At 73.8% G+C, this 12,659-nt stretch carries 10 protein-coding genes; 6 read left to right on the plus strand and 4 right to left on the minus strand.

Annotation, left to right across the window (positions count from 1 at the left end; genetic code table 11):
• Positions 1–173 precede the first annotated feature (173 nt).
• The 6 genes from ACWFQ8_RS27060 (at position 174) to ACWFQ8_RS27085 (ending at position 6,817) form a co-directional block, all read left to right on the plus strand.
• A complete protein-coding gene (locus ACWFQ8_RS27060; RefSeq protein ID WP_453788887.1) occupies positions 174–1,367 on the plus strand; it encodes a DUF4190 domain-containing protein in 1,194 nt (397 codons plus the stop codon).
• Positions 1,368–1,504: 137 nt separating this feature from the next.
• Entirely contained in the window at positions 1,505–2,257 is a 753-nt protein-coding gene (locus tag ACWFQ8_RS27065) for a GntR family transcriptional regulator (protein ID WP_453788888.1), read from the plus strand.
• 550 nt (positions 2,258–2,807) lie between these two features.
• On the plus strand, positions 2,808–2,993 hold the full coding sequence (locus ACWFQ8_RS27070; protein ID WP_453788889.1) for an SPOR domain-containing protein: 186 nt from the start codon (positions 2,808–2,810) through the stop codon (positions 2,991–2,993).
• Between the two features lie 39 nt (positions 2,994–3,032).
• Complete coding sequence (locus ACWFQ8_RS27075; RefSeq protein WP_453788890.1) at positions 3,033–3,437, plus strand: (deoxy)nucleoside triphosphate pyrophosphohydrolase; 405 nt, start codon at positions 3,033–3,035, stop codon at positions 3,435–3,437.
• A gap of 153 nt (positions 3,438–3,590) precedes the next feature.
• Positions 3,591–4,019 (plus strand): ATP-binding protein, encoded by a 429-nt coding sequence (locus tag ACWFQ8_RS27080; RefSeq protein ID WP_453788891.1) that lies wholly within the window; start codon positions 3,591–3,593, stop codon positions 4,017–4,019.
• A 176-nt stretch (positions 4,020–4,195) separates the two neighbouring features.
• The gene (locus tag ACWFQ8_RS27085; RefSeq protein ID WP_453788892.1) at positions 4,196–6,817 is read left to right on the plus strand and encodes a SpoIIE family protein phosphatase; all 2,622 of its coding nucleotides are present in this window, start codon (positions 4,196–4,198) and stop codon (positions 6,815–6,817) included.
• Between the two features lie 107 nt (positions 6,818–6,924).
• On the opposite strand, the gene ACWFQ8_RS27090 is transcribed toward ACWFQ8_RS27085, so the two are convergent.
• The 4 genes from ACWFQ8_RS27090 to ACWFQ8_RS27105 all read right to left on the minus strand — a co-directional run bounded on the left by ACWFQ8_RS27090 (position 6,925) and on the right by ACWFQ8_RS27105 (position 12,659).
• Positions 6,925–7,653 carry a PspA/IM30 family protein gene (locus ACWFQ8_RS27090; protein WP_453788893.1) on the minus strand — a complete coding sequence of 243 codons (729 nt, stop codon included), beginning with the start codon at positions 7,651–7,653 and terminating at the stop codon, positions 6,925–6,927.
• 55 nt (positions 7,654–7,708) lie between these two features.
• A complete protein-coding gene (locus ACWFQ8_RS27095; RefSeq protein WP_453788930.1) occupies positions 7,709–9,769 on the minus strand; it encodes a TPM domain-containing protein in 2,061 nt (686 codons plus the stop codon).
• A 188-nt stretch (positions 9,770–9,957) separates the two neighbouring features.
• Positions 9,958–10,737 (minus strand): succinate dehydrogenase/fumarate reductase iron-sulfur subunit, encoded by a 780-nt coding sequence (locus ACWFQ8_RS27100; RefSeq protein ID WP_453788894.1) that lies wholly within the window; start codon positions 10,735–10,737, stop codon positions 9,958–9,960.
• The gene (locus tag ACWFQ8_RS27105) at positions 10,734–12,659 is read right to left on the minus strand and encodes a fumarate reductase/succinate dehydrogenase flavoprotein subunit (protein ID WP_453788895.1); all 1,926 of its coding nucleotides are present in this window, start codon (positions 12,657–12,659) and stop codon (positions 10,734–10,736) included. Before ACWFQ8_RS27105 ends, ACWFQ8_RS27100 begins: the two co-directional genes overlap by 4 nt.

The following is a 12,659-nucleotide window of genomic DNA, read 5'->3' on the forward strand; positions in this document are numbered from 1 at the left end:
TCCGCCCGGACCGCTCCGGCCCGGACACGCCCGGGGGCCCGCCCACGCTAAGGGGCCCGCGCCGGGCACGGCGTCCGGCGCGGTGAACTGGGGGGGGCGACCGACATGTCGGTCGCCCCCGCTGCGTACCATTCGCGCATTCGTTCGCACTCCCCGTGATGGAGCCCAAACCCGTGAGCACCCCGCCGAGTCCGCCCCCCGGCCCGGGCCCCTCCTGGCCCCCGCCGTCCCCGCGGCCGGTGTGGGGCCCGCCGCCCGGGTACCAGCAGCCGGCGCTCAACGGGTTCGCGCTCGCCTCGCTCCTCGTGGGTCTGCTCTGCCTGCCGCCGCTCGGGGTCGTCCTCGCCGTCGTGGCCCTGGTGCAGATCGCGCGGAAGCGGGAGCGGGGAAGGGCGCTCGCGGTCACCGGCCTGGCGGTGTCCGTGGTGATGACGGGCGTGCTGGCCCTGACCGCCGGGCGGGTGGTGACGGCGGTCGGCGACCGGCTCGACCGGATGGGCGAGTACACCGATGTCGAGGGCGTCCTCGTGGACGTCGACGAGTTGGGCGCCGGCGACTGCTTCAACGTCCCGGGCGCGGACCTGCTGGAGGACCGGCCCCTGATGTACGAGGTCGACTGCGCCTCGCCGCACCACGCCGAGGTCACCCGCGCGGAGCGGCTGGGTCCCGAGCACGGGCCCGGGCCCGCGGGGGCGGACCGCGGGGCGGAGGACCTCTGCTGGCAGGCGCAGGACGAGTACGCGATGGACACCTGGGCGCTGCCCGCGCACGCCGAGATGTTCTACTACGCGCCCTCGCGCGACTCCTGGCGCCACGGGGACCGGCACCTGCTGTGCGTGATCGGCACCACGCGGGAGGAGCAGCGCGGCAGCCTGCGGCGGGACGCGGGCCTGCTGAAGCCGGAACAGGTGGCTTACCTGCGGGCGGCGAACGCCGCTGAGTTCGTCCTCGGGCGGCCCCCCGGGGGCGATGTGGACGACACGCTGGACGAGCACCGAGGCTGGGCGCGCGAGGTCCACGCGGCGCTGCGCGAGGAGGCGCGGACGCTGGAGCGGGACCGGACGCGGCCCGGGCTGGAGAAGGCGGTGCAGGCACGGCTCAAGGCGCTGGAGGCGGCCCTCGCGGACTGGCAGCGGGCCGCCCGGGCCACCACGGCCGCCGAGTTCGAGGAGAGGTGGGAGCGGGCGCTGGATGCGATGCCACTGGAGACGGAGCGGGACCTGCGCGGCGCGTACGGGCTGTCGACGACGGTGCCGCCGTGGATGGAGCCGTCCCCGGACGGGCCCGGGGGCCCGGTGGAGCCCGGGAGCCCGGGCGGCGGGCGGAGCGGAGGGCCCGGCCGGGGTCCCTCGACCGAGGCCGTGTGACGTCGTCGGGGTAACGCGCGGTAACGGGTTTGAGTGACCTGGCTTCATCACTTCGGGTGAAACTTTGGCCCTTGCTTGCGATGTACAACCGTCGGTTGCCAGGGTGTAGCTGTCTGTCAACCTGATGGGAGTAGCCAGTGACTTTCGGTGAGCAGCCGGCCTACCTGAGAGTGGCCGGGGATCTGCGACGGAAGATCGTCGACGGTTCTCTGCCCCCGCATGCGCGGCTCCCCTCGCAGGCCCGGATCCGGGAGGAGTACGGGGTCTCCGACACCGTGGCCCTGGAGGCGCGCAAGGTCCTCATGGCGGAGGGGCTGGTCGAGGGCCGGTCGGGGTCCGGTACCTACGTACGGGAGCAGCCCGTGCCGCGCCGGGTCGCGCGCGCCGGGTACCGCACGGGGGGCAGCTCCACACCCTTCCGGCAGGAGCAGGCGGACTCGGGCGCGCGCGGCACCTGGGAGTCGAACAGCGAGCAGGCGTGCGCGTCGGCGGAGATCGCCGCACGGCTCGGCATCGAGCCGGGCGAGCGGGTGATGCGGACGCGGTACGTCTTCCGCGACGCGGGGGAGGCGATGATGCTGTCGACCTCCTGGGAGCCGCTGGCCGTGACCGGCCGGACCCCCGTGATGCTCCCGGAGGAGGGGCCCCTGGGCGGCTCCGGGGTCGTCGACCGGATGGCCGCGATCGACGTGGTCGTCGACAACGTGGTGGAGGAGGTGGGCGCGCGGCCCGGCCTGGCGGAGGAGATCATGCTCCTCGGCGGTGTCCCGGGCCATGTGGTGCTGGTGATCGGGCGGACCTACTTCGCCTCCGGTCGGGCCGTGGAGACGGCCGATGTGGTGGTCCCGGCGGACCGCTACCGCCTGGCGTACCACCTCCCGGTGCGGTAGCCGGCGGTCGCGCACCCGGGCAGCGGGTGCGGCGCCGAGGTCGGGGCGGCGGAGGCGCAACCGCCCTGCTGCGCCGCGCAGTGACGGGTCGTCATGGACGGAGCCCGCGGTCCCGCGGTGGACCCGCGCCGCATGCGGGCGCGCCTGCCCGACGCCGTCGACCCGGCAGGTTTCGGCGCGATGGTGATCGCTTCCGCCGTCCCGCTCCCCGCCTCCTCCGGGGCTTTCGGCACGTGCACCCCGGCCCTCTCCCCGTGTCCCACGGCCGGAATCGCCCCCCTCCCGGGCCCGTTGGGCGCCCCGGGCCTCGACGCGACCTGCGGGGACCCCTGCCGCGCGGGGGAGGAGGGCGGCGCGCTCGTCCTGCCGGTGCCCTCGTGCGCCCGGGCCGAACCGGCGCGCGCTCGTGCTCGTACGCATGGCCTGATGCGTACGCCGTGCGGTACCTCTTCGTGAAAAACCGTATCCGCTCAGTAAATCTCGGGCGTAAGGTCGGGCATATGCGCACTGCGGTTTCCCGGGCAGGTACGTCGGCGGAGGGTGAAGCGCGATGAACGAAAGCGGTGCCCTGCTCTCGTGGCTGGTCATACGTCAGGACGACAACGGCAACCGCTACCGGGTGGGCCGGTACCCCACCCGGGCCGAGGCCCAGAAGGTCGCCGACAGCCTTGAGGACAGGGGACACAAGCAGCTCTACTGGGTCGAGCGGATCGGTCAGACCGCCACTACCAACTGAGCGCCGCGGCTTCCGGCGGCGCGGGCATAGGCTCCGCCCATGACTGTACGCGTGGTCGTGGGCGGAGCCCTTTGTCATGACGGTCGCCTGCTGGCGGCCCGCCGCAGTGCGCCCCCGGAGCTCGCCGGGCGCTGGGAGCTGCCCGGAGGGAAGGCCGAGCCGGGCGAGTCCGTACCCGACGCGCTGGTGCGCGAGCTGCGCGAGGAGCTCGGCGTGGAGACCGAGCCCCTGGAGCGGATCCCGGGCGAATGGCCGCTGAAACCCGGTCTCGTCCTGCACGTGTGGACGGCTCGGCTGCTCTCGGGTGAGCCGGCCCCGCTGGAGGACCACGACGAGCTGCGCTGGCTCGCGCCGGAGGAGCTGGAGTCGGTGGACTGGCTCGACCAGGACCGGCCCGCGGTCGCCGAAGCAGGCCGGCGCCTCCGGTCGCACGGGGGCGCATGACGCGCACGCTGTAGGCCGTTTGTGCCACAGTGCGCCGGTGGTGGGGGACGGGGTGGTACGACGCCCCGAATATCGGGTATGCCCCCATTAATCCCTATCTCGTCCTTATTTCGTCCCCGACGAACCGGACTGGGGTCACTGCTGGCCCGGGAAGTGATCGGCGTGATCGACACAGACGGCGAATCCGCCGAGTGGGCCTTCCCCGCCGAGCCCGGTGCCGTCCGCACCGCCCGCCAGGCCGTCCGCGGCACCTTGCTCGCCTGGGGCCTCGAAGCCGTCGGCGATGTGACCGTCCTGCTGGTCAGCGAGCTCGTCACGAACTCCCTGCGGTACGCCTCGGGCCCCATCGGCGTCCGCCTGGTGCGGCCCAATCCGGCCGCCAACGGTACCCCCGGCGCCGCCGCCCTCCGCGTGGAGGTTTCGGATCCGCTTCCGGATCCGCCCCGCGAACGCGTCGCGCAACCCGACGACGAGGGAGGCCGGGGCCTCCATCTCGTCTCCGTCTCCTCGCAACGCTGGGGGACCCGGCACGGGAAGTCGGGCAAGACTGTGTGGTTCGAGTTGGCTCTTCCTGGTGAGTAACAAGAGGAAGGGTGGCGGGGAGGACCCCTCGGGCGGAGTCCGGGGGAGATCGCACGACATGGCTCGAAACGAACGAGACCGTGCTGTGATCGTGAACGCCGTGCCGTCCGGGGCCGTGGTGCTGAATACTTCGGTCATGGCCGGTCCGGTTGCGGTGAGCTGGAGGGGACGGTCGCGTGAGCGAGATACCTGCGCAGGCACATCGGGACGACGTGCCTGGGGAGACATGGCACGAGTCCCTGTGGCACAGCAGTCCACCTGGCTCGATATATGACTACATAAAGGTCGCATCCTTCTCGATCGGGCCGGACGGCCTCATCGACCAGTGGAGCCTGCGCGCCGAGGAACTCTTCGGCCTGACCTCGGCCCAGGCCGTGGGCCGGGACCCGGTCGACGCCTTCATGCCGCCCGAGCTGCGGGCCGACGGGCACCGCCGGGTCGCCGAGATCCTCGACGGCAAGGAATGGACGGGCCTGATCCCCTTCCGTATCCCGGGCGGGGGCGGCGCGCACGGAGTGGCCGAGATCTATGTGATGCCCACCCAGACCGAAGCCGCCGAGCGGGCCGCGCTCTGCGTCGTCGTGGACGTCCGCGCGCTGCGGCGCATCGAATCCGATCTGGCGGCCTCACAGGCCATATTCGGTCAATCACCCTTCGGGTTCCTGCTTTTCGGCACCGACCTCACCGTGCAGCGGGCCAACCGCCGTTTCGCCGCCGTCTTCGGCGGCGCCGCGGAGGAGCACCGGGGCCGCACCGTGCACGACTACCTGCCCGCGCACGAGGCCGACCGGATGGCCGACGCGCTGCGCCGGGTGCTGGAGACCGGGGAGTCGGTCACCGACCTGCGGATCACCGGTGCCACCCCGCGCAGCCGGGACGACCGCCACTGGTCGATCAACCTCTACCGCGTGCACGGCGGCACCGGCCGACCCATCGGGGTCGCCGGCATCGGCACCGACGTCACCCGCCGCCACCTCGCCGCCCGGGAGGCCGCCGGGGTCCGGCGCAACCTCGCCCTGCTCAACGAGGCCGGGCACCGCATAGGGAACTCCCTCGACCTGGAGACCACGGCCCGGGAACTCCTCGACGTGACCGTGCCCGGCTTCTGCGACCTGGCCGCCGTCGACCTGTACCAGGGGCTGCTGCTCGGCGACGACGACCGCCCCGCCCGGCCGCAGGGCCCCGGGGTGCCGTCGCTGCCGCCCGGACTGGGCTCCGGACGCCGGCCCTCGGCGCCGCTGCGCCGGGTCGCCTTCTCCTCGGCCGTCTCCGACGCCCCCCTGTCGGGGCCGGGCGCCCTGGTCTGCGTGGGGGAGGTCCACCGCTACCCGGCGGCGTCCCCCGGCGCGCTCGCGCTGCGCACCGCGCGGCCCCGCCTGATCGAGGGCGGCGGACCGGAGGACCTCGTGCAGTCCACCCTGGTGGTGCCGATGGTCGCCCACGACACGGTGGTCGGCCTCGCGCAGTTCTCCCGTACCAAGGGCAGCGAGCCCTTCGGCGAACGGGACCGTGCCGTTGCCGTGGAGCTGGCCGCGCGGGCCGCCGTCTGCATCGACAACGCGCGGCTGTACCGCCGCGAGCACGAGCGGGCGCTGATACTGCAACGCAGCCTGCTGCCTCCGGGCGACCCGGAGGCGGCGGGGCTGGACATCGCCTGCCGCTACCTGCCGGGGAACGCCGCGACGGAGGTCGGCGGGGACTGGTTCGACGTCATCGAGCTGCCCGGCCACCGTACGGCGCTGGTCGTCGGCGATGTGATGGGCCGCGGGCTGCGGGCCGCCGTGGCGATGGGTGAACTGCGGACCGCCGTACGGACCCTGGCGCTGCTGGACCTCGAACCGGCGGAGGTGCTGACCGCGCTGGACGAGATCGCCCGCGGGCTCGGCGCCCCCGGCGGATCCCAGCAGGCGTCGCGCGCGGCCCTGCACTCCCGCGACGCGGACCGCTCGGAGGTGTACCTCGCCACCTGCGTGTACGCGGTCTACGACCCGGTCACGCGGCGCTGCACGATCGCCAACGCGGGCCACATGCCGCCCGTACTGGTGGAACCGCCGGACGAGAGCGGTGAGCCGCGGCCCGCGCTGCTGCTGGAGGTGCCGCCCGGGATGCCGCTCGGGGTGGGCGGGGAGCCCTTCGAGGAGGTCGAGGTGGACCTGCCCGAGGGCGCGCTGCTGGCCCTGTACACGGACGGGCTGGTGGAGTCCCGCGACCACCCCCTGGAGGAGGGGCTGCGCGGACTGCGGGAGGCGCTGACCGATCCGGTCCGGCCGCTGGAGGACGTGTGCGACCACGTGCTGAACACGCTGGACACCCGGCACGGGGAGGACGACATCGCGCTGCTGATGGCACGGGTGCAGGGGCTGCCGCAGGACGCGGTGGGCGACTGGCAACTGCCGCGCGAGGCCCGCTCCGTGGGGCGGGCACGGGAGCTGGCGCGGACCAAGCTGCCGGCCTGGGGCCTGGACGGGCTGCTGGACACCACCGAGCTGCTGGTCAGCGAGCTGGTGACGAACGCGCTGCGGTACGGGGAGGGCGAGATCAGGCTGCGGCTGCTGCTGGACCGGACGCTCGTGTGCGAGGTGTGGGACGCCAACCTGGCGCAGCCGCGCCGGCGGCGGGCCCGTGACACCGACGAGGGCGGGCGGGGGCTCCAGCTGGTGGGCCTGCTGTCGGCGGGCTGGGGCACGCGGCGGACCCACCGGGGGAAGACGGTGTGGTTCGAACTGCCGCTGCCCGGCGCGGCGGCGGAGGCGGTGGCCGAGCTGTCGGCGGAGCAGCTCTTGAGCATGTACGGCTGACCGCCCGCCCCCTCGGACGGGCGGCGCCGAGGAGCCGGGTCCCGCGCGGGACCCGGGCGGCGCCCCGGCCCCTGCGCCTCGAACGCCCGCCGGGGCCGCAGGCGCGCTCAGGCCGCGCGGCCCTGCTTGAGGGCCGCGAGCCTGGCCTCGATCTCCGAGGTCTTGCCCAGGTCCTCCAGGGACTCGAACTGCGCGTCCAGCGAGGACGCGGCCAGCTCCTGCTTGCCCAGGGCCATGGCCTCCTCGCGGCGGACCTTCTCCTCGAAGCGGTTCAGGTCGCTCGTCGGGTCCATCAGGTCGATGCTCTTCACCGCGTCGGTCATCGTGTTCTGCGCCTGCGCCGTCCTGGCACGGGCCACCAGCTCGTCCCGCTTCGCCCGGAGTTCCGTCAGCTTGTCCTTCATCGAGTCGAGGCCCGACTTGAGCCTGTCGACGACCTCTGTCTGGGCGGCGATCGTCGGCTCCGCCGTCTTCGCCTCCTTCTCCGATTGGATCTGCCGGCCCAGCGCCACCTTCGCGAGGTTGTCGAACGTGTCGGCGCTCCCGGCGTCCCCGGCCGCCCCCGACGCCCGCAGCTCGTCCGCCTTCCTGCTCGCCGCGAGGGCCTTCGCGCCCCACTCGGCAGCCGCCTCCACGTCCTCCTCGTGGTCCGCCTCCAGCATCCGCAGGTTGCCGATCGTCGTCGCGACGGCCTGCTCCGCCTCCGAGATGTTGTTCGTGTAGTCGCGGATCAGCTGGTCCAGCATCTTCTGCGGGTCCTCCGCCTGGTCCAGCAGCGCGTTGATGTTGGCCTTGGCGAGCTGGGTGACGCGGCCGAGGACGGTCTGCTTGCTCATGACGGTCGTCTCCTGGTGAGGGATGGAGGGGTGGGTCTGTCACGGGTGGCGCGGTTCAGAAGCGGCCGCCGCCGCCCATCCGGCCGCGCGTCCCGCCGCCGCCGAAGGAGCCGGGCCCGCCGCCTCCGCCGAAGCCTCCCCCGAAGCCCCCGCCGCCCCCGAAACCGCCGAAGCCGCCCCCGCCGGCGCCCCGCAGGATCTCGCCGAGGATGATCCCGCCGAGTACGGCGCCGCCCCGGCCGCCGCCGGCGCTCCGGCCGCCGTAGGGGTCCTGGAACCCCCGTACGTCCTGTTCCGCCAGCTGCTGGGCCTGCCGCCCCAGGGAGTCCGCCTGCTGGGCCTCCGTTAGGGCGCCCGCCGGGTCGGTGCCCGCCAGGGCCACCGCCCGCTCCAGCCGCCGGCCGGCCTCGGCCAGCCGGGTGCGGGCCTGGCTGCCGACCGCGCCCCGGCTGGTGGTGATGTAGTCGGTGGCCGCCCCGATGGCGCTGCGGGCCGACAGCATGGCCTGGTCGAGCAGGGCCGCGGCCCGCTGCCGGCCCGATTCCCGCTCGCGCGCCCCGGCCAGCGCCGCGTCGAGGGCCGCGTCGGCCTCCTCGACGCGCCGCAGGGCGTCGATCGGGTCGTACCGGCCCGCCGCCTGCTCCTGCCGTACGTCGGCCAGTACCGCCTCGGCCCGGCCGATCCGGCCGCGCAGGTCCGCCGTCGAGGTGCCGTCCGCGGTGCCGCTGAGCAGCCCGCTCGCGTCCGCGAGGTCGGTCTCCGTCTCGTTCAGCGCGCCCGGCAGCCTGCCGGCCGCCTCCGCCAGCTCCTGGGCCCGCCGCTCGACGGCGTCGACCAGCGTCGCGGCCTGGTCCACCGCGCTCTCGGCGGCCCGTACGTGCACGGCCGCCCGGCCGTTGTCAGCGCCGTCCAGGGCCGTGCGGGCCTGCCCGAGGTTGGTCGTCGCGAAGAGCAGCCGGTCCTCGGCCTGCTCGGCGTTGGAAGCGACGGGCGCGGAAGCCGAGTCCGCGTACCGGCCCGTCAGCGCCGTCAGGGTCGCCTCCGCCGTGGTGGTGCGCCCGGTCAGGGCCCGGACGTGCTCCTCGACGGTCGCCAGGGCCTGCGGGGCGTTCTTCTCCAGGTCCCGCAGCCGGTCGAAGGCGGCCGACTCGGAGTCGAGCCGCCGGTTGGCTTCGGCGCAGCGGGCGACGATCTCGTCGAGCATCCGGCGCCGGGTGGCGTCGTCCTCCGGGTAGGCGTCGTCGAGCTGCTGGCGCAACCGGAAGGCATGGGTCAGCTCGTCCTTGGCGAACTCAAGGGCCCGGGTGAACGGACCGACCGTGTCCTCGCCGAACTGCGCCGAGGCGAAACCGAGTTCCTCGGTGCTGGTGCGCACCGCGTCGTCGGTCCGCACCAGCAGCTCCTTGGCCCGGCCGTCGAGCTCCGGCAGCGGGAGCCGGGTCGTCGGCGCCCCGTCGCCGCCCCAGCCCTGCCCGGTCGTCGTACCGCGCCCATCGCCGCCCTTGCGCTTGCGGCGGGTGTACGCGTACGCCGCGAGGGCGCCGGCGGCCCCGACCACGACCACCGGGAGCACGAAGTCCCCCGCCCCGCTCCGGCCGCTCGCCCCGCCGCCCGGGTCGGCCGGGCCGGGGGTGATGGCGGGCACGGGTACGGGCTGCCCTGCGAGCACGGCGGAGTAGCCGTTCGCGGCGCCGATCGCCGCGCCCGCCCAGTCGTTCTGCCGCAACGCCGGCTCGACCGCGGTCCGGGCGACGTCCGCGAGCTGCTGTTCGGTGAGTCCGGAGTCGACGGCGGCCGAGTAGGCGTACTGCCGGTCGCCGGTCGCCACGGCCAGCAGGACGTCGTTCTGGCCCAGGCCGTTCTTCTCCGCGGTGGCGTCGGCCCAGCTCTGGGCGGAGCGCCCGGAGAAATCGCGCACGTACGCCACGAAGAGCTGGATCCGCCGGTCGGCGTACAACGCGCCGAGCGCGTCGGTGACGGCGCCCTCGCGGTCGCCGAGCGCGCCGACCCGGTCGGTGATCTGCCCCTGCCGCGCGAGGGCGACCGGATCGTCGGCCCGCGCGGTCGGCGCCCCGGCCACCGCCTGACCGCCGAGCGCCAGCAGCCCGGCGGCCAGGGCGAGCGCGGCCCGTACGGATACGCCGGCGGCGGTGCGCCGTTGCGTCCTGCTTCTCGGCGGAATCACATCTCGGAGGTTATGGGTGCATTCATCCCCTCGCACCCGGAGCGACCCGGCGCCCGCCGCCGGGGCCCGCGCCCGGCAGTGCGCCGGGACCACGGGCCCCGCAGGGCGAGAGAAGGGCCCTAGCGCTGTGAGTCCGACCGGCGGCCGATCTTGCTGCCCAGCCAGACCAGCGGGTCGTACGTGCGGTCCACCGCCCGCTCCTTCAGCGGGATCAGCGCGTTGTCGGTGATCTTGATGCCCTCGGGGCAGACCTCCGTGCAGCACTTGGTGATGTTGCAGTAGCCCAGTCCGTGCTCCTCCTGGGCCGTGCGCTTGCGGTCCAGGCCCGCCTCCGCCGCCGCGTCCAGGGGATGCATGTCGAGCTCGGCCACCCGCATCAGGAAGCGCGGCCCCGCGAAGGCGCTCTTGTTCTCCTCGTGGTCACGCACCACGTGGCAGGTGTCCTGGCACAGGAAGCACTCGATGCACTTGCGGAACTCCTGCGAGCGCTCCACGTCCACCTGCTGCATCCGGTACGCGCCCGGCGCCACCCCCTCCGGCGGCACGAAGGCCGGCACCTCGCGCGCCTTGCGGTAGTTGAAGGACACGTCCGTGACCAGGTCGCGGACGATGGGGAAGGCGCGCAGCGGGGTGATCGTGATCGTCTCGGCCCGCTCGAAGGTGGACATCCGGGTCATGCACATCAGCCGGGGCCGGCCGTTGACCTCCGCGCTGCACGAGCCGCACTTGCCGGCCTTGCAGTTCCAGCGCACCGCGAGGTCCGAGGCCTGTGTCGCCTGGAGCCGGTGGACGATGTCCAGGACCACCTCCCCGTCGTGCACCTCGACGGTGAAGTCCCGCAGCTCCCCGCCCTCCGCGTCGCCCCGCCAGATCCGGAAGCGTGCGTCGTAGGTAGTCACTCGTAGAGCTCCTCTTCGGCGAGGTACTTGACCAGCTCTTCCTTCTCGAACAGCGCGAGCAGGTCGGGGCGGATGGGATCGGTGCGGGTCCGGACCAGGACGATCCGGTCGGCCGCCGGGTCGGACGGCGCCGGGTCCACCGGCCGGCACAGCAGGTTCACCGGGCGCCAGCTCCGCTCCATCGACGGGCAGTCCTCGCGGGTGTGCCCGCCGCGGCTCTCGGTGCGCTCCAGGGCGGCGCGCGCCACGCACTCGCTGACCAGCAGCATGTTCCGCAGGTCCAGCGCCAGGTGCCAGCCCGGATTGAACTGGCGGTGCCCCTCGACACCGGCCCGTGAGGCCCGTTCGCGCAGGCCCGCGAGCTTCTGCAGGGCCTCGGCCATCTCGCCCTCGCGGCGGATGATGCCCACCAGGTCGTTCATGGTCGTCTGGAGCTCCTGGTGCAGCGTGTACGGGTTCTCCGCGCCTTCGGCCGCGTGGAACGGAGCCAGCGCCTCCGCGGCCGCCGCGTCGATCTGCGCCTGGGGCACGGCCGGGCGGGCGGCCGGCGAGGCCGCGTACCGGGCCGCGTGCAGCCCGGCCCGCCGGCCGAAGACCAGCAGGTCGGAGAGGGAGTTCCCGCCGAGCCGGTTGGAGCCGTGCATACCGCCCGCGACCTCGCCGGCCGCGAAGAGCCCGGGCACCCCGACGGTGGCGGCGGTGTCGGAGTCGACGGCGATCCCGCCCATCACGTAGTGGCAGGTCGGGCCGACCTCCATCGGCTCCGCCGTGATGTCCACGTCCGCCAGCTCCTTGAACTGGTGGTACATGGACGGGAGCCGCCGCTTGATCCGCTCGGCCGGCATCCGCGTGGACACGTCCAGGAACACCCCGCCGTGCGGGGAGCCCCGGCCCGCCTTCACCTCGGCGTTGATGGCCCGCGCCACCTCGTCGCGCGGCAGCAGCTCGGGCGGGCGCCGGTTGTGGTCCGGGTCCTCGTACCAGCGGTCGCCCTCCTCCTCCGACTCGGCGTACTTCTCCTTGAAGACGTCGGGAACGTAGTCGAACATGAACCGCGCGCCCTCGCTGTTGCGCAGCACCCCGCCGTCGCCGCGCACCGATTCGGTGACGAGGATGCCCTTCACGGAGGGCGGCCAGACCATGCCGGTGGGGTGGAACTGCACGAACTCCATGTTCAGCAGCGGCGCGCCGGCGAGCAGGGCCAGTCCGTGCCCGTCGCCCGTGTACTCCCAGGAGTTGGAGGTCGTCTTGAAGGACTTGCCGATCCCGCCCGTGGCCAGCACGACCGCCGGGGCCTCCAGGACGAAGAAGCGGCCGGACTCGCGCTCGTAGCAGAACGCGCCCGCGACGCGGGAGTCCGCGTCGGAGCCGCCGTCGGGCCCGGTCTTGAGGACCCTGGTGACGGTGCACTCCTGGAAGACCTTGAGCCGGGCCTCGTGGTCCCCGTACTGCGCGAAGTCCGCCTGCTGGAGGGCGACGATCTTCTGCTGGAGGGTGCGGATCAGCTCCAGGCCGGTGCGGTCGCCGACGTGCGCCAGACGCGGGTACTCGTGCCCGCCGAAATTGCGCTGCGAGATCCTCCCGTCGGGCGTGCGGTCGAAGAGGGCGCCCCAGGTCTCCAGCTCCCAGACCCGGTCGGGTGCCTCCTTGGCGTGCAGCTCGGCCATCCGCCACTGGTTGAGGAACTTGCCCCCGCGCATGGTGTCCCGGAAGTGCACCTGCCAGTTGTCGCCCTCGTTGACGTTGCCCATGGAGGCCGCGATCCCGCCCTCCGCCATCACCGTGTGGGCCTTGCCGAAGAGGGATTTGCAGATCACGGCGGTACGGGCACCCCGCTCCCGGGCCTCGATCGCGGCCCGCAGTCCGGCGCCGCCCGCGCCGACCACGACCACGTCCCACTGCTGCCGGTCGACTTGAGCCAT

Source organism: Streptomyces sp. NPDC055254 (genome assembly GCF_053606025.1).